General features: G+C 58.6%; 12 protein-coding genes and 1 pseudogene. 11 read left to right on the top strand and 2 right to left on the bottom strand.

What is annotated here, in order from left to right:
• Positions 1–124 precede the first annotated feature (124 nt).
• Positions 125–355, top strand: a pseudogene (locus ACVWXE_RS12990) (ATP-binding protein); the annotation flags it as partial.
• A gap of 49 nt (positions 356–404) precedes the next feature.
• Positions 405–2,081: an NAD+ synthase gene (locus ACVWXE_RS12985; RefSeq protein WP_457490501.1), complete on the top strand. Its 1,677-nt coding sequence runs from the start codon at positions 405–407 to the stop codon at positions 2,079–2,081.
• A gap of 270 nt (positions 2,082–2,351) precedes the next feature.
• On the opposite strand, the gene ACVWXE_RS12980 is transcribed toward ACVWXE_RS12985, so the two are convergent.
• Complete coding sequence (locus ACVWXE_RS12980) at positions 2,352–2,504, bottom strand: chlorophyll a/b-binding protein (RefSeq protein ID WP_011429120.1); 153 nt, start codon at positions 2,502–2,504, stop codon at positions 2,352–2,354.
• A gap of 116 nt (positions 2,505–2,620) precedes the next feature.
• On the bottom strand, positions 2,621–3,505 hold the full coding sequence (locus ACVWXE_RS12975) for a penicillin-binding transpeptidase domain-containing protein (protein WP_457384897.1): 885 nt from the start codon (positions 3,503–3,505) through the stop codon (positions 2,621–2,623).
• Between the two features lie 119 nt (positions 3,506–3,624).
• Between ACVWXE_RS12975 and ACVWXE_RS12970 the strand changes: the two genes are divergently transcribed.
• The 9 genes from ACVWXE_RS12970 to ACVWXE_RS12930 all read left to right on the top strand — a co-directional run.
• Positions 3,625–3,849: a photosystem I reaction center subunit IV gene (locus ACVWXE_RS12970; RefSeq protein WP_011432873.1), complete on the top strand. Its 225-nt coding sequence runs from the start codon at positions 3,625–3,627 to the stop codon at positions 3,847–3,849.
• A 46-nt stretch (positions 3,850–3,895) separates the two neighbouring features.
• Positions 3,896–4,735 carry a DNA-formamidopyrimidine glycosylase gene (locus ACVWXE_RS12965; RefSeq protein WP_414421773.1) on the top strand — a complete coding sequence of 280 codons (840 nt, stop codon included), beginning with the start codon at positions 3,896–3,898 and terminating at the stop codon, positions 4,733–4,735.
• Between the two features lie 86 nt (positions 4,736–4,821).
• Positions 4,822–5,451, top strand: a complete 630-nt coding sequence (locus ACVWXE_RS12960; protein WP_457405468.1) for a pentapeptide repeat-containing protein — start codon at positions 4,822–4,824, stop codon at positions 5,449–5,451.
• A gap of 212 nt (positions 5,452–5,663) precedes the next feature.
• Positions 5,664–6,926, top strand: a complete 1,263-nt coding sequence (locus ACVWXE_RS12955; RefSeq protein WP_457490500.1) for an RNA-guided endonuclease InsQ/TnpB family protein — start codon at positions 5,664–5,666, stop codon at positions 6,924–6,926.
• A gap of 55 nt (positions 6,927–6,981) precedes the next feature.
• Entirely contained in the window at positions 6,982–7,578 is a 597-nt protein-coding gene (locus tag ACVWXE_RS12950) for a response regulator (RefSeq protein WP_457410798.1), read from the top strand.
• 155 nt (positions 7,579–7,733) lie between these two features.
• Complete coding sequence (gene hpsA / locus ACVWXE_RS12945; protein ID WP_457490499.1) at positions 7,734–15,266, top strand: hormogonium polysaccharide biosynthesis protein HpsA; 7,533 nt, start codon at positions 7,734–7,736, stop codon at positions 15,264–15,266.
• A 63-nt stretch (positions 15,267–15,329) separates the two neighbouring features.
• Positions 15,330–16,082: a prepilin-type N-terminal cleavage/methylation domain-containing protein gene (locus ACVWXE_RS12940; RefSeq protein ID WP_457490498.1), complete on the top strand. Its 753-nt coding sequence runs from the start codon at positions 15,330–15,332 to the stop codon at positions 16,080–16,082.
• A 50-nt stretch (positions 16,083–16,132) separates the two neighbouring features.
• Positions 16,133–17,245 carry a PulJ/GspJ family protein gene (locus ACVWXE_RS12935; RefSeq protein WP_457490497.1) on the top strand — a complete coding sequence of 371 codons (1,113 nt, stop codon included), beginning with the start codon at positions 16,133–16,135 and terminating at the stop codon, positions 17,243–17,245.
• Between the two features lie 52 nt (positions 17,246–17,297).
• The coding region (locus ACVWXE_RS12930) for a pilus assembly FimT family protein (RefSeq protein ID WP_457490496.1) at positions 17,298–17,745 on the top strand (448 nt) is incomplete at its 3' end.

Here is a 17,745-nt window from a genome sequence, read left to right as displayed (position 1 = left end):
CTTCTGCCATTTGTTTTCATCTAAAAAAACCAACTTCATCCTCTTTCCTCTATAAATTATTCTCTCTATCCTAACATAAGATCAACACGACCTAGAGGCTGTTGCTTTAGGTTCCGACCGCTGGGAGCTGCGCTTGACCAACACGGGCACCACCATTCCCCTCGAAGAACAAGAACGCATTTTCGAGCAGTTTTATCGCATCCCCCACTCGGATCCCTGGCAGCAGGGGGGAACAGGCTTGGGATTGGCTCTGGCCCAAGCCATTGCCAACCACTTGGGCGGCTCTTTGCAGGTGGAAAGCACTGCCCACCAAACCACGTTTATTCTTCGCTTGCCCGCAGCAGAATCTTGTTGACGATTCGGTTTGGGCCACTTATGGTGAGATTTACCATATGGGGGGCAGGGTGAAGGTAGCGCTGTTGCAACTGAACTACATCGTCGGCGATCTAAGCGGAAATGCCGAGCGCATCCGTTCGGCAGTCGAGGCAGTGGCGGCGGCGGGAGCAGAGTTGGCCATCACCTCGGAGCTGGCGTTGCTGGGGTATCCACCTCGCGATTTGTTGCTCTACCCGGCCCTGATCGAGAGAGCGAACCAAGTTTTGCAGCACTTGGCCAGTCGGCTACAGGCCAGCATTCCGGTGGTCGTGGGATCCGTGCAGCCCAATCCTCTGCCTGAGGGTCGGCCCCTTTACAATGCTGCTGCCTGGCTGGAGGGGGGCCAGATCCGCCATTGGTTTCAGAAGTCGCTCTTGCCCACCTACGATGTCTTCGATGAAGATCGCTATTTTGAGCCGGGATCCCAGCCCCAACCCATCGAGTACCGTGGCCGCCGCCTGGGCTTTACCATTTGTGAAGACATTTGGAACGACCGCGACTTTTGGCAGCACCGCCGCTACCACTGGGATCCGGTGGAAGAGATGGCCCGCTGCGGTGCCGACCTGCTGATTAACCTCTCGGCTTCCCCCTTCAGCCTGGGCAAACAGAAGTTGCGGGTGGAGATGCTGGGATCCCTGGCCCGCAAGCACGCCCTGCCCATTCTCTACGTCAATCAAGTGGGGGGCAACGACGACCTCATCTTCGATGGGGCCAGTTGTGCCGTGGATCGCTGGGGTCGGGTTGTGGCCCAAGCGGCTGCCTTTCAGCCGGATCACCTCATCCTGGATGTGGACGAGTTGACGCAGTCTCTCAACCCAGACCAGAGCCCACCGACCGCGGGATCCCGCTGGCCGACCGAGCCGGAAGCTGAGCTGTACGAGGCGTTGGTTTTGGGCACCCGCGATTACGTCAGCAAATGTGGCTTTCGCGAGGTGCTATTGGGCCTGTCGGGGGGGATCGACTCTGCCGTAACTGCTGTGATCGCCGCCGATGCCTTGGGGCCGGAGCGGGTGCTGGGGGTGCTCATGCCCTCTCCCTATTCCAGCCCTGGCAGCCTGACCGACGCCTACCAACTGGCGCAAAACCTGGGGATCCCGACCCTGAAGCTGCCGATTCAGTCCATCATGGAGAGCTACCACCAGCTTTTGGCAGAGCCCTTTGCCGGCCTCCCCCCAGACATCACGGAAGAAAACCTGCAATCTCGCATTCGCGGCACCCTCCTCATGGCCCTTTCCAACAAGTTCGGGCGGCTGCTGCTGACCACAGGCAACAAATCAGAGCTAGCAGTGGGCTACTGCACCATTTACGGGGATATGTCCGGCGGCCTGGCGGTGATTTCCGATGTGCCCAAGACCTGGGTGTACCGCTTGGCTCGCTGGATCAACCGACAGCAGGAGCGGATCCCGCTTGCTACTCTGACCAAGCCCCCCTCAGCGGAATTGCGACCCGGCCAACAAGATAGCGACAGCTTGCCCCCCTACGATTTGCTGGACAAGATCCTGCAGCGGCACATCGAGCAGCATCAATCCAGCCCCGAGTTGGTGGCTCAAGGGTTCGATCCCGACATCGTGCAGCAGGTGCTGCGGCTGGTTCAAAAAGCCGAGTTCAAGCGACACCAAGCTCCCCCTGGGCTACGCATTACCGATCGCGCCTTCGGCACCGGCTGGCGGATGCCAATCGCCAAGCGGCAGGAAGGGATCAGTTGAAACCCTCATCTCAATTCAAACCAGGACACCGCACCCACACCTGAAACATTAGAATGCACGGGGCCAGAAGGCTTTTCAAGGACTCCGTCCCGCTGGCGCGACCAGTAGCCCAAGCGTCTCACCCTAACCTGGAATAACTGTAGTTGCCATTTAGGAACTGCTGCAGCCAGCACAGGTATATTTCCTGCTCAGTCAAAGACAACAAAGGGCCTGCAGACCGGCAGACCCCAGGAAAAATCTAAAGAATAAAGAGTGGCAAGCTGATCCCTCTCAGATCAGGCCCAGCCAGGAGGCAACGCCTTGGCCCGTCACCGCTTCGATGACAATGGCCAACACGAAGCCAATCATGGCAGCCCGACCGTTGAGGCGCTCTGCATACTCATTAAAGCCAAACTTGGGCTCAGACAAATTGGGATTAGACATGAGAACCTCCAGGGTAAATGGGAACGACAGGGAGTGGGATCCGTAAAGAACGAAAACGAGAACGGCACTTGACCTTCAGTATAGTTTGCATTTCTTCATGATCGCAAGCAAGGTGGTCACCCGCTGCCGATGGCGGCGATGATCTGCCGCGCCAGGGGAATGGCCGCCTCATAGGCTTTGCCCTGATGCAGGTGCAGCACCAGCGTCCAGTTGGGATCCGGCAGGGGCCAAAAGGCCAGCAACCAGGCTTGAAAATCTTCTGCCCAGAGAATTGGTCGTCCTCGTCGTTGAGGATTGAGGATGGTGCCAGACTTGGCTGCCACTGGGATCCCTTCTGGGGCAATGCCGCGACAGGTGCCCGCTGTTGCCGCCAGGCTCATGCCAGCATGGAGAGCCTCCCAAATCCACTCCGGTAAAGAGAGGGCAGGCAGAGAGACCTCGCCAGAAAGGGGTACACCTCGGCGGGCAATCACGCCCCCATAAACCAACAGCTCCCAGGGATCCACCGGCCCAGCCAGACCGGTCGCCAAGAGCGGAGCCGGAGTTGTATTCTGCACACTCCCTAGGCCGAAGCGCCGCAGCCACTCCACCAGGGTATCGGCCCCCAGCTCCCAGCCCAACTGGTAAAAATGCACGTTGCAAGAGTGGGCCAGGGCCTGGCGCAAGTTCAAAGCCCCATGGCCGCGGGGATCCCAGCAGGGTAGGCGGCCCAACCCCAGTTGCGGCGGCGGATCCCACCAACCCGGACAGTGGATCAAGCGCTCCCCAGAGCTGATCCCGGTCTGCAGAGCAGCAGCGGCAACGGCACACTTGACGGTTGAGCCAGGGCTGGCCCTGATTCTGGAAGCCTGCTCCGGCTGCCAAACCCTTGTTAAACGACCGGTGTTCAGGTTGAGGACGGCGGCAAAATCGCGCGGATGGGGCAGCCCTGCAGATTTCCCCTGCAAGCCCCAGGTCAAAGCAGAACCCAATAGCCAGGCTCCACAGGTGCGACGGTTCATCTGCTGTTGGCCCCGAAAACCCAGCCAGACAAAAGCGGATCCCTGTTACAAAAATTCGGAAATCGCAGCCTTCTCACGGACTAGGGTAATCTGAGTTCAGGTCAATGGAGATAACCCTCATGGCAATTCAGCGTGGTGCCAAAGTCCGTGTGCTGCGGAAAGAATCCTACTGGTACCGGGATGTGGGAACGGTTGCGGCGGTGGATACCAGCGGCATTCTCTACCCGGTGATCGTCCGCTTTGACAAGATCAACTACTACAACATCAACACCAACAACTTCCGCGAAGATGAACTGGAAGTGTTGGAAGCTCCCAAAGCCAAGGCCAAAGCTGCGGCCAGCTAAGCCAAAGTTCTGATGCCGGGGACTGTGTTCTTGAGCAAGTCGTTCTGTGCCTGAACTGCCGGAAGTTGAAACAGTTCGGCAAGATTTGCAACGCCTCACCTTGGGGCCGCGGATACTTGCGGTGGAGGTGCTCCTGGCCCGCACCATTGCCTACCCTGCAGGGGAGATGTTTGGGCGGAGCTTGATTGGCACCCGTTTTACCCAGTGGCAGCGGCGAGGAAAGTATCTCCTGGGATCCCTGGATTCGAGAGCTGTTCTGGGCGTGCATCTGCGCATGACCGGGCAGTTGCTCTGGGTGCAGGGATCCACCCCTTTATCAGCTCACACTCGTGTTCGTTTGGCCTTCGAGGAAGGGTGGGACTTGCGCTTTGTGGATCAGCGCACCTTTGGCCAGATGTGGCTGGTGCCTGCCGGTGTTGAGCTGGAGGCGGTGATCCCCACCCTGCAGACTTTGGGGCCGGAGCCCTTTTCGCCAGCTTTTTCTGAGGCCTATTTCCAGGCTGCCCTGCAGAAGAGCCGCCGTCTTATTAAAACCGCGCTGCTGGATCAATCGCTGGTAGCCGGGGTGGGCAACATTTACGCCGACGAAGCCCTGTTTCTGAGCGGCATTCACCCTTTGACGCCAGCAGTTCAGCTTTCGGATGTGGCCAAGGCACGCCTGCGAGAAGCTTTGATCGAGGTGTTACGGGCCGGGCTGGAGCAGCGGGGCACCACCTTGCGGGATTACCGGGATCTGCGTGGGCTCAACGGCAACTATCAAGGGCAAGCGTGGGTGTACGGTCGGGAAGGGGATCCCTGTCGCGTCTGTGGCCATCCGATTCGGCGGATCAAGCTGGCAGGGCGTTCGGCCCACTTTTGCCCCCGCTGCCAGCCGCAACAGAGCTAGTGGCGCTCCTCAAGATATGGGGGATCCCTGGGGAAATGGGCCAGAGCGGCTACCATCAGCAGTAGGAGGGGATCCCGGTGAAAACCATGGGATGGGCACGGCTCCAACCTGTAAAGCCCTTGATGAGGGGAAGTCGCCTCTGGTCGGGAGCGCTGTTGGCGCTGGGGATCCCGACGGCTGCGGCCTTTGCCCAACTGGAGTTGGATGCCCAACTGGGCCGCTCCCAAATTGTTTTTCCCAGCAAAGATTGCCCCGCCTGCAACCTAACGGGGGCAGAACTGCCGGGAGCTGACCTCAGTGGGGCCAACCTGAAAGAAGCGATCCTCAGACAGGCCAATCTCCAAGCTGCCGACCTCTCCCAAGCGATCCTCAATCTGGCCGATTTGAGAGGGGCCAATCTGAGTGGCTCAGCTCAGGCAGGGGCTTTCTTGTGGGAAGCCGATCTGGCGCAGGCCAACCTGCAGCAGACAGATCTGACGGGTGCCAATCTGCAGGTGGCCAACTTAAGCGGGGCCGACTTGCGTCGAGCCATCCTCACCGGCGCCGACCTCACAGGGGCCAAGTTACACAATGCCGATCTGCGGGGGGCCGACCTGCGAGGCGCTTTTCTGGAGGGGGCGGATCTGACCGGCGCCCTGTACAATGCCCAAACCCGACTGGATCCTGCCTTCAACCCTAGTGCTTGGGGCATGGTTTTCGTGAAAGAAGGATCTTGACCAAGAGTTACCGCTTGCTCCGCCATTTGATTTGGGATCCCCCCTTGGGCAGATTAACAAAGGAGGGGCGCGGGGAGCTATAAGTCCCGCGCTGTATGCAAAGCATCAGCGTCGGGATACATGGACTCCCCGCACTTGTCGATTCTCTCGATGGGATAAGACAAGTATTTACCAGCAGCTATAGCTTGTGGTAAACTGCCACTATGCTGACCATGAACTACACTTACCGGATCTATCCAGATGCCGCGCAGCAGGCCGAGCTGCGGTCGTGGCTTGAGACGTGCAGAGGCGTGTACAACTACGCTTTGCGCGAACTCAAAGACTGGATTGCTTCCCGTAAGTGTCCCATAGACAGATGCTCACTGGAGAAGGAATACATCATTCCTGCCGATGAGCCATTCCCGTCTTATCATCGTCAGCAAAATAACCTACCCAAAGCAAAGAAGCAATTCCCGCATTTGGCCAAGGTGCATTCTCAGGTCTTGCAGACTACGATTCGCAGGCTGCATGATACTTGGGAGGCATTCCAGAAGCGGGGATATGGGTTTCCCCGTTTCAAGAAACAAGGCCAATTTAAGTCTTTTGTGTTTCCCCAGTTCAAGGACAATCCCATCTCTGGCGACAGCATCAAGCTACCAAAGATAGGAAAAGTGCCTATCAACTTGCATCGTCCTATCCCAGATGGGTTCAAGGTCAAGCAGGTGAGGGTACTGTCCAAGGTAAGAGGGACGCAATGGTATGTCGTCGTTACCATCGAATCGGACATATCGGTTCCCGATGCTCCGGTTCACGGTCGTGCGATTGGGATTGATCTGGGATTGGAACGGTTTTTGACGGTTTCAGATGGTAGCTTCCAGGAGCGGCCCAAGTTTTTTAGGTCGATGCAACGCAAGCTGAAATTGCTGCAACGCAGAGCGACACGAAAACAGAAGGGGTCACGAAACTGGGAGAAGGCACAAATCAAAGTTGCCAGAATGCACCATCGGATTGCGAACTGTCGTAAAGACTTCCACCTGAAGACGGCTCATAAGCTTTGTGACCAAGCGCAAACCATCTTTGCAGAAGACCTCAATGTCACAGGCTTGACACGGGGAATGCTGCGAAAAGATTGTGTCGATGTCGCTTTTGGACAATTTCTGTCTCTGTTGGAATGGGTGTGCCGGAAACGTGGAGTGTACTTCGCTAAAGTCAACTCCAACGGGACTAGCCAAACCTGCCCTAAATGTTTTGCTACTGTCAGCAAAACGTTGACAGCAAGGGAGCATCATTGTCCTGAGTGTGGGTATCGAACTCATCGTGACCATGCAGCAGCAGAAATGGTTTTGCATCGTGGACTAGAGAATTTAGTAGCCCAGGGACTCTGGGGAACGGAAACCGCCTGCCAAGTCGTTCTGTCGGGGGTCTATGACCTAGATAAGTGGCGTGGGGCAGGAATGCCTAACCGTGAGGTTAGGAAGCCCGCGCTGTACCCGTAGGGTCAGCGTCGGGAGGATGTCACAACCAGCACCCCCTCGGCTGGGATCCCCTGCCATGACTTCCCCTGTCCGCGTTCTCATTGCCGACGATCATCCCCTCTTCCGGCTGGGGCTGAAGTTTGCCCTGCAAGCCCAAGGATTTGAGGTGGTGGCCGAAGCCGAGACGGGATCCCAGGCCGTCAACTGTTGTCGCAGTTGCCCCATCGACGTAGCCATTTTGGATGTGCGCATGCCGGATGGGGATGGGATCGCCGCCTGCCAGCAAATCACCGAGCTGGGCCTGCCGGTGGTGGTGGTGATGATGACCACCTTTCAGGAGCCGGGTCTGATTGAGGCAGCCCGCCGCGCCGGGGCCAAAGGCTACCTTTCCAAAGAGACCGACCCGGCGGAATTGGCCCGCGTCATCCGTCAGATTTTGTCCAACCCCGAACGAGACTGGCTGCCTGCCCGACAGGAGCTGCCCAAGCTCACCCCCCGCGAGCTGTGTGTGCTGCAACTGATGAAAGAGGGCCTGGCCAACAAGCAGATTGCCCGCCGCCTGGGCCTGAGCATCGAAACTGTCAAAGAATACGCCAGCACCGCCTACCGCAAGCTGGATGCCAGCGACCGCGTCACCGCCCTCCTCAAGGCGCAACAACTGGGGATTTTGTGAAAGGATATTGAGGATTCTTAAGAATCTTGCAGAGAGGGGGCTGGCAGCTCCCCCCAGCGGTGGGGATGTCCGAAACTCCGGATCCCTTGCATACTGTTGCTATCTTGGCATCTGCCCAAGTGCCCCTTCTCACCTGCGTTATCTGAGATACGGCCATGTCTGCTCCTTCCCCGCTGCTGCTCAAGCTCACCCTGCGCTTGCTCGCCTCTTTGAAAGCACGGGTGGATCGGCGCAAGATCCGAGAGCGGGGCTTTGTCCTGCCGGTGGCTGTTTTGATCGTGCTGGTCTTGAGCTTGGTGACGGTAGGCCTCCTGACCCGCTCTACCCAGCGCACCATCCAAACCCAGGTGGAACGGGCGGAGCTGACCATTAGCCGGCAACTGAATGCTGCCATCGACCGGGCCAGGGCCAAGATCGACAACCTGATTCGGGATCGCCGCCTGCCCAACAGCGCTCCCACCGATGCCCAATTCACCTCTGCGCTGCTCAACGATGGCGCATTGGTGCCTGCAGAGCCCTCGGATCCCTATACCCTTCCCGATGAGCGGCGCTTTTTGCTGAACTACAGCGCCCTTGTTCCGGATCCCCAGGATCCCAGCCGACGAATCCAGGTGCAGCGGCAAGCCCCAGTCTGGTGGTTCTTGGTGGATACCGACAACAACGGGATCGACGACTCCGTTACCGCCTACACCATTCTGTACAACCGCCGAGCGCCGGTTACGGGGCAAAGGAACCTCCAGGACTTTGAGGAAAACATTTCCGATACTGAGCGGGCGCGGCGACTGGTGATCCGCGGTGGGCCACTGCAGGGTTCGGCCTTGGCGGGGTGTACCGATTCTCCGGCTGAACAGACGGTCAACCCCAACGTGGGGGACTGGTTCCAGGTGGGCTCATCTTTGCAAAAGCCCTTTCAGGTCTATGCAGTTACTCTTCCCATTGAGGGGGCCGACTCCACCACCCGCGCCGTTTCGGCTCTGCAGTTTCAGCAAGATCGGCGGCGGGATCTGCTGAACAAGTGGGGAATTTTCAACCGCGGCGACGTGGAGTTTTTCTTTACTCCTGGCTACAACTGGAACGGTGCTATCTACGCAGGCGGTAGCCTTTTCTTCCGGAACACTGCCAACAACTTGTTCCGGGCTTTCGCCATCAGCTCGGAGCAATCCTGCTTCTACATGCCCGCTGACAACTCTGAGATCACTGCCTTTGGAGAGCTGGTGGCAGGGGCCATTGGCTACGCCGGCCAGCAGGTGAGCGATACTCTGATTTTCGATGTTCACTCTGACCAGAAAGACGTAGCGCCACAGGTGCTGGCTCGGTTGAACAACCAAAATTTTGACTCGGTGCAGAACCAGGTAGAGCCAGAAAATGTGGCGCTGGATCCGCTGGAGCTACAGCTTTTTGGTCGCATTCGCACCCGCGGAACCTACGCCCAAGATGCAGCAGGATGGGCAGATTCTCCTCTCAACGCCAAAAAGAGAAAGAGGGAGAACCCTGACCGCCAAGAGCAAGAGAGGGAGAACCCTGGCCGGATTAAAGCAGGCGGCTTTCGGTCCGACCAGACCTGCCCCCCCTACGTGGACGATGTTTACCGGGCCGACAACCGCTTTGGCCCCAAGGCCAGCTATGACCGTCCACCGGTCGAACCTGACCTGCAGAGGGGCTGCGATGTGGACACCTTTGCTCAGAGGTTTGGTGTCAATGCCGGTAGCCCGATTCCTGCTAATGCCAGGAACAACCAGAATGAGTCTTTGACCGAGGACAACCCACCCCCAGGCGCCCTTTCCGAGGTGGGCTTGGATGGCTATTGGGAGCGGCGGGCCCGTGTGGAGGGCTTGCGGGTGATCGTGGGCCAGCGGCTGGAGCTAACCCGCACCGATTCTTTGCCTTTGCCTTTGGTGCCGCCCGGGGATCCCGAGGACCCCACCAAGTTACAGGCCATTTTCATCAGCAACGAGGCGCGGCAACGCCTGACGCTGCGGGATAACCCGGCGGCGGTGCAGGCCACTGCCGTTTACCACTACAGCCACCGAGATGGGCGCTTCCCCATTGCTTGCCTGGCCACGGTAGCCCACCCCGGCTCTCCCTGGAGCTTGCAGCGGGCTTCTACTTTCCCCACCGGCGACCAGCGCACTCAACTGGGCATCAACTTCTTTACCGGCGAGGGCACCAACGTTTGGGAATATGATCCCACGCCAATGAAAGAGCAGCTACGGCCTGGCACCCCACTGTGGACGGCGCTAACCAACCTGGCCAATTTTGCCGGCGATCCCGATGGGGCCTATCCGCCGCGTCAAGAGGCGGGCCGCATTCATCCGGATCCGTTCATCACCGCCTTTGGCAACTTCTCCGAGCTGCGGCGGGCGATTGAGCAGGCGATTGATCTGCTCAACCGAGGCACTCCCGCTGACCAAGTGACTGACCAACTGAGCCTAGCCGACCAAACCACGCTGCAAACGGCAGGCTGCATGTTGGGCATGCTGGCCGACAACATCCTGCGCATTCGGGATGCCGCCAATGCCAGCAATCCTGATCCCACAGCTCAAATCCTTTGGAACGACATCCAAGCCAGCCGAGCTGGGGACCGAGAAGCAGCCAACCGGTTTTATCTGCCGCTGCGCTACATCTTCCCCCGCGAGACCTTTTACCACAGCGTGCCCCCCAACCCCAACGATCCCCTTGAAGATGAGCGGAGGCGGGCCTACCCCTTCTTACAGGGGCCAGTAACCTATCAAGCCGTGGTGGATCTGGAATCCATGAGGCTGAGGCCCCGGGCCACCATTGACCAGTGGACTTTGCCCCATGCCCCAGCCAATTGCACTGCTGCTGGCCCCAATAGCAACCAATTTGATCTCATTCGGATTGGCAACCAGTGTCGTCGCGTGCCCTTCAAAGATTCCGTCTTCTACGATGGCCGCGAGGCGATGGCGGTGCGGGCCCTCAACATCGACCTGGCCCTGCTGACCAACAACGTCAACAACCAGGCCAATGGGTTTATCGGCGGGGATACTTGGCTGCCTGCCGGCATTGGCGAGAACCGAGAAGGAGGGATTTTCTACGCCTTCCGGGAAGATGCCGTGCGGGAAGATGCCATTGCCCGCCCACCCTTGGGCGCTTTTAATAACTACCTAACCAACTGGCGCAACGGAAATGCCCGCGGCACTTTGGGCAGCGCTGGCGTTATGAACGCCGGTCAGCCGAATCGAGGCACGGCCAATGGCCAAACGGTCTGGGATCCCCCTGTTTCCAATCCAGGTGGACTCAGCCCCAAACCGGTGGACTACTATGCCGATCCGGATCGGCGGCCCTACGGCTTCCGGCTGCGCAACGGGGCGGTGCTGGCCCGCGGCGGGTTCAACCCTGATGACGCGATTTTTGGCCTCTCCTTCGTTTCCGACAACCCCGTTTACATCCAAGGGGACTTTAACCTGCACCAGACGAGGAACGGGCAGCGGCTGGAGGAGTTCAAAACTCTCCTCAATTTCGGAGCAGACGGCCTCTACAGCAACTTCTACGGGCGGCCGCGATTATTATTCAATAATGTCAATGAAGACCGGCGCTTTGCTCGGGTGGCGGAGGATCTCTGGCGGCCTAGCGACGTGTTGGGCGACTCGGTGAACATCCTCTCTGCCGATTTCTGCGATGGCAGCATCGACGACGGCTTTGTGCAGGATGCTACGCTCAACGGCGGCGGCAGCAGCTTTGTGGCTAACCGGAACTACCAGGGCAGCCCACAACGAGCCTCGGCTCCTCGCCGCAACGAACACTACGGCTGCAGCGGAAGTAACTTAGGAGCCAACACCTCCTTCCTCAACCAAGCGCTGGTGATCCGGGGCGACAACTGGCCGGCTCGGGATCCCAACAGAGATGGTGCTGGGGTTCTGCGCTTCGACAACACCAACGGGGCGCAGAATTTGGGCAACCACGTGCGGCAGCCAGGCTGGCCGGAGGTCTTCGCCCGCGACACCATCTTTGCCCGCCGCGACAGTGCCAACCCGAGCTCAAATAACGCTGACAGGACAGCAGGGCTTGGCGTGCCAGAAGTGCGGCTCTTGCGCGCACCCGATGCGGGCTATGCCAACTTTGGCACCCGCATTTCGGCTTTGGGCAACCCGGTGCTGGACACCTCCCGCTGGCTGCTGATAGCTTCCCTCCAGCCTTGCCGACCGCCTGAAATAGAAGGAGGCGGTGGCCTGTTGGCCGAGTACTACAACGGCTGGATAACCAGCCCGCAGAACCAGTACAACCGCGACACAGGGTTTGGGGACACCGGAGCCGTAGGCCCCCTGCCTTCGAGAGCTCAAGAGGCCAACCTGCCCTACTTGCGGGCGGTGCGCTGGCCGGATCCAATCTATCCTGCTCAAGATTGGCAGATCGGCTCCTTCATGAAAGAAGAGGATCAAGGAGGGCCAACCTGCAACACCTCAGGCGGCTGGGGCAGCTCAGCCGGCTCGCGATGGGCCTGTATTCGCGATGCTTTAAAAACCGATGGTTCCGTTGTTTCCGGCTGGGATCCCCCTAGAGATCCACCTGGAAAAGGCTTTGCCTTCTGGGAAGACGGTGGCCATCCCGATCTCCCGCCTTGGGGTGGGTTCTACTACCTGTTTGCCAACCAGGACTACCTGATCACCAACTCCCCCTTCCTTTCGTGGAATACTCAACCCGACTTTCCCAAGGCTGACTTTTTGTGGATGCCAAGATGCAGTGAGCCGGATATGAATCGGCCTCAACCCGCTGATGCTCCAGACATAGACAGGGGCAACATAGGCTTCTGGCGCTCCTGCTGGCGGCGCAGAGAGGGGTCATGGGGAAGTGGCAACAACTATGGTAATGACTTTTTTGTAGTGCGCTGGGTAGGGGAGCTGTATCCCCGTTGGCCGGGTGTTGCCACCTACAACCTCAACACCGACGATGGGGGCCGACTCATCATTCGCAGAAACCCCAACTACACTCCTAACCCAGATGAGGAAAAGCCAGCTTTTGGAGGCTTCTATCTCAATGCGGGCACTCGTCTAGAACATCTGCCGGAGGATGAGGCTGTTGGTGTCGAAGCTTGGTCGGATAGGGCCGATAACCGTGTGAGTTTCCGGCTGGAGCTGCAGTGCGTTACCGACTACACTCGGCCTTCTCCCTACCTGGTGGAGATCCAAACCTACGAGAACATGGGCAATGCCTTCGTCCGCTTTACAACCCAGGGAGATGGGCAGCCGCTGGAAAACTACGACCTGCGCTACCTGAAGCCGCTGAAGCCGGTCAACCAACCTTGCCAGCCGGATCAGACTAAACCTCTGGCACCCAACCAGCAGTACCAGCAGTACTGCGCAGAACCCCTCAATTGCGATCCCATCTGGAAAGACTGGACTCCTGCATGTAAAACCAACATCTGTCAGCAAACCACTATTAAACAAACCAGAACTGCCACCTTGCCTGCCGGTTGCCCTGGCACTCCGCCGTCGGAAACTCGGACGATCACCTGCTACCCTCAGTACAACTACGGGAAATGGTCGGACTGGACGCCTCAGTGTACCCAGCAGCAGCAGTGTAGCGGCACCAGCATCACCCAAACCCGCACCCGCACGGTAACGCCGCTCTGTACCAGCCAAAGCCCCTTTGTCGAAACTGAACGCCAAACCATCACCTGCCAGCCTCCAGGTGCTAGCTGCACCTACACAGACTGGACTCCTAAGTGTACGGTGGCCAACGGCGGCCTGGAGGTGACTCAAACCCGCACCGAGACCTGCACGTCGAAGTGCGGAACTACCACCAGGACAGAAACTCAGAAGATCACCTGCAAGCAAACTTGCAACTACAACTGGGGCCCTTGGTCACCGGCCAGTTGCGATGAGGTCATCAACCAGATCGCCTGCGGCACAACCAAAACCTTTACCCAAACCCGGACGGGCACCCTCATCGCCAGCACCAGCAGCCCCACCTGCTCGCCCACCACAACGGGGACACAAAATTTGACCTGTCGAGGGCGTCCCTGCGGGCCGAGCACCTTTGCCCCAGAAACTCCTTCCAAGAGCCCCTTGGGCGAGTGGATGGCAGCCAAGCCCAACACGGTGGATCTGCGCCCCGTCTGGGAAATCCAAGCGGATCCGGAGCCGGAGACCATCAGCGTGAATACGGTGGCTGCGGCTCCTGCCGAGGGCGTAACCATTGCTCTGCAGCCGCAGCTTTCGCCGGTGCTGGAGGTGAAGGCGGGGGTGCCCAAGCCACCCAAGTGGCCCAACCCTGCCGAGGCTCTGCAGGCGGCCTTCAATTGGATGTTTGGCGAACCGGCCTATGCTGCCCGCGAGGGCTTGGTGAGAGGTGGCGTTCTCTCCGAGATCGTTTCTCAACCCAACCGCGAGCCCGGCATCCGCCCGGCTATCAAGGGAGAGGCTCTAGAAGACCCGTTTACAAAGGGAACCGAGGGAACCGACCTCTGGCTCTGGGCCCGAGCGCTGAGGCGCAAATTACTTAGGGAAGATCTGACGGTGGGCTGCCCCTCGGAGGAGGAAGGCCCAGATTCCAAAGGCGGCTTCTGGGTGCCGGGGGTATTTCGCCCCAACTTCAACACCACCTTCAAGTACACCGCCTACACCGGTGACAGCCGACCCAGCACGTTGCGCATCAAAGACTGGAACGGAGACGGCAAACTGAACTTCTGGGACAAAAACGGCGACGGCGTTCGCAACGCCGACGAGCCTTGGGATGTTGTTTTGGATCGGGATCCGCTGTTTGCGGAGAAGAATCTTGCCAATCCCAATAAACTGCTGGTTCAGCCCCAGATGGCGTTGAACCCCTATGCTTGGGTAAACGAAGGTGACACTCAGAACTACTCCCCAAGCTCCAACTATCTTGGCGGTTACTACATTGACACCAAGGGGAGCGAAGATATCCGCAATGGCCTGTGCTTCTACGTCAGGGTGGGCTCCGACTCGGGCACCAAGAGGGTTCAAATCCAGATTGATCGCAACGGTTCCACAATGACCGACAGCGATTTCCCCAGCGATACCGCCGCTTTTGCTTGGGTGGATGTGGAGCCGTTCACCCTGGACCTGAACAAGGCTCCCACTGGCTTTGCCGGCGAAAACCCGGTGCTGGGGGTGATCCTAGATGAGGTGACCCGTCGGCCCATTCCCATTCCCCGCTTCCAAGAGCTGGCCTCAACCGATGTGAACCAGCGCCGCCGCAACGACGATGGCAGCCAAAACCGGCAGCTGCAGCCGGCCAGGGAAACGCGGGTGAATGCCACTGCCATCAGCGGCACCCTGCCCTCGCGGCTAGACCAAACTGCCGGCGGCATGCACAACTTCCTGCGTCTCAACGAGCTGTGGAGAAATACCAACCTCTTCTTCAGCGGCTCGATGATCCAGCTCAACTACAGCACCTATGCCACCGGCCCCTTCCTGCAGCAGAGCTTTGAGCCGCCCAACTTGGTTACGGGCTCGGCCCTCACGCGGGGCTACGACTACTACTACCCACCCAACCGCCGCTTCGGCTACGATGTGGGCTTGCAAATTGCCCGTCGTCCCAGCGCGGTGTCGGCTCGCTTCCAATTCCCCTCCAATGCCCGCACTGAGTTCTTGCGGGAGTTGGATCCTCAGGATCCGTATGTGCGGCGGCTGCGCTGCGGGCTGCAAGCTCAGCCAGATGTGCCCCTGCAGGCGGCTGCTCGGATTGGAGGCTGCAACGAATTCAACTGATATTGACTTCCCATGCCAGGGGTAGATTCAAGGTAGGAGCAGAGTGGGCTAAGGGAGGGATCGATGAGCAAAGGACGGCTTTGGCGGCAACAAGAAACAGGGGGCTTTACCCTCATTGAGGTCTTGGCGTCGGTGGTCATCGTGGCTTTGGCTATGGCTGCTCTTGCTCCTGCTCTCACCCTGATCGCCTACCGGCGGGCCATGAGCGAGCGGATAGAAGTGGCCAATCAACTGGCCCGGGCTGAGGTGGATCGCATTCGCACTCTGGTTGACCTGGAACTGGCCGCCAACCCAGCTGCTTTCCAGAACCCGGCTCAGTTGGCTCGTCTGCCCAGGATTGGAGCAAGCCCCTTGGCCAATACCCCGCCTCCTGCTGATATGGACAACCCCGGCCCCAACTACTCCATTCGTTTGGCTGAAGTTCAGGTGCCGGGGCGAAACCCCGAGGTCTATGTCATCCAAACCTTTCGGGATAGGGGCGGGGAATGCATTGACCGACGCAACAACACCGTCATCTCAGGGGTTCCCTGCTCCTTCTTTTTGGGGGTGAGGGTGTACCACCGCTTTTCTTTTGATCCAAACACTCGGCAAGCTCTTCCTGGCCTGCGCGCTGAGACGGTCTCCGCCAATCAGAACTTGGCCAATGCCGATGTTTGGCTATTTCCCATGGCCAGCTCGATTGTAGAAGTCAACCTGGCCGCCAATTTGGGGGATGTTTGCCGCGCCGTTTTGGCCGATGTTCAAGCTAGGGGTGGGATCCCGACCAACAACTGCAATGCCTTCCCGCTGCCCAGCCCAAGCCCTACCTCGCTTTGAAGCGACGGGTAAGCTCCTCCTGCAGGCTCACAAAAAGGTGGTGTTTTCCTATGTTCAAGGTTTTTCGCCACAGGGTTTACCAGAGTGCGGGGTTTACCCTCACCGAGCTTTTGGTGTCGCTGGTGGTAGCCTCGATCTTTCTGCTGGCCACGGGCATGATCGTCATTGAAACCATGCGGGTGGATCGGGAAGAGACGGGGCGCACTCAGGTGCAGGCGGAGCTGACCCAGGCCATGCAGTATATCCAGCAGGATCTGGCGGAGGCGCTTTACATCTACAACGATGCGGAACAGCCCAACGGAGACGGAACGCCAGATCTCATCCAAAGGCTTTACACCCCCGGCTGGATTCGCCGCCCCGATGGAGCCATTCCAGTGGTCGCCTTTTGGAAGCTGAATCCGATCCCACGCGATTGCTATCAAGGCCCTCCGACCTTGCAACAAATTCGAGAAGGCCGAGTAACTTTGAAGGAGAGACCTACGGGTATTTCCGAAGCTGACTGGGATAACATCCGCAGCCGCCGCAACATCTATACCTTGGTTGTGTACTACTTGCGACGTAACTACAACAACGCCGGTAACCCAGACGGCAACACCCCTTGGGAGGGCAACGCGCGCATTGCTAGGTTTGAGTTGCAACCTTTTAATGGTACATGCATTGAGCGCAGCCCATTCTTCAGGGTTGATCCCGATCCATATCGGCAAGGCTTCCTTGACTGGCCCGCTGAGAAGGATCTTCAAGATCTCGAGCAGAGGGGGACACCCCAGGAACCCATTGCCGCGGCAGGCAATCGAGGCCCTCGTCTTGTAACTCTGGTCTCCAACATCTTCAGCAGCCGACAGGGAAGTCCGCAGGTTGCGCCGAATTGCCCACAGGGCTATGCCTTTGGAGGGGGTAGGCCCAATGGAGTCACTTTCTCAGGCCTAGAGGTCAATCAAAACGACGTGGGCTTCCATGTTTGCGTCCGGCGCAGCGCCGCCGCCAGCCTTCCCCAAGATGTGATTGTTACCATCACGGCAACTGCCATGGAGCGAGCCAATCCCGGCCTGTTCCGGCGCTACATCCAAGATGCCACCAGCGTTGATGCGGAGCAGGTGTCGCGGTATCTGACGACAATGCAAACTCAGGTGTTGGCCCGTGGTGTGTTTAATCGTCAAGCCTAGTCAAGCCTATGTGACTTATTCGGAGGGGGGATTCCTACCTATGTTGGCCTCGATGAGCAGATTCAGACGGACTGCACCTGCCCAGATGAAGGGCTTTACCCTGGTAGAACTCTTAGCGGTCACCGTCATCATCGGCATCTTGGCCGCGCTAGCCGTTCCCTCTGGGATCAATATCTGGGCGCGGATCCAGCTTGATGATGCGCAAAACAAGGTAGAGCGGGCTTTGCGCACCGCCCGCACCAATGCCAGGGCTTCTCTCTTGGGCCGAGCTTGGGTGGTGAGGGTGGACAATTCGGAGCCGAATGTACCGACTCTGGTTATTCAAGATGAGCAGGGCCTTTGCGATGAACCCACCCCCTGTCAGCGGGTGCGCCTGAATAATTTTGTAACCGTCAACAGTATCTTCCCTGATGAAGTGACATCCACTTTAATTGCCATACCAGAGCGGTCAACTTTAATTGCCATACCAGAGCGGTCAGTGGAGGTTATGCGGTCAGTGG

The sequence above is a fragment of the Thermostichus sp. MS-CIW-41 genome (genome assembly GCF_054058915.1).
The sequence above is the reverse complement of the archived record's forward strand: the minus strand, read 5'-3'. Positions and strand labels throughout refer to the sequence as shown.

Bases quoted from the DNA above. Each gene is read 5' to 3' on its own strand.
- ACVWXE_RS12955 (WP_457490500.1), top strand. From the start codon at position 5,664: ATGAACTACACTTACCGGATCTATCCAGATGCCGCGCAGCAGGCCGAG.
- ACVWXE_RS12980 (WP_011429120.1), bottom strand. From the start codon at position 2,504: ATGTCTAATCCCAATTTGTCTGAGCCCAAGTTTGGCTTTAATGAGTAT.
- ACVWXE_RS12950 (WP_457410798.1), top strand. From the start codon at position 6,982: ATGACTTCCCCTGTCCGCGTTCTCATTGCCGACGATCATCCCCTCTTC.
- hpsA (WP_457490499.1), top strand. From the start codon at position 7,734: ATGTCTGCTCCTTCCCCGCTGCTGCTCAAGCTCACCCTGCGCTTGCTC.
- ACVWXE_RS12935 (WP_457490497.1), top strand. From the start codon at position 16,133: ATGTTCAAGGTTTTTCGCCACAGGGTTTACCAGAGTGCGGGGTTTACC.
- ACVWXE_RS12975 (WP_457384897.1), bottom strand. From the start codon at position 3,505: ATGAACCGTCGCACCTGTGGAGCCTGGCTATTGGGTTCTGCTTTGACC.
- ACVWXE_RS12960 (WP_457405468.1), top strand. From the start codon at position 4,822: ATGGGATGGGCACGGCTCCAACCTGTAAAGCCCTTGATGAGGGGAAGT.
- ACVWXE_RS12970 (WP_011432873.1), top strand. From the start codon at position 3,625: ATGGCAATTCAGCGTGGTGCCAAAGTCCGTGTGCTGCGGAAAGAATCC.
- ACVWXE_RS12940 (WP_457490498.1), top strand. From the start codon at position 15,330: ATGAGCAAAGGACGGCTTTGGCGGCAACAAGAAACAGGGGGCTTTACC.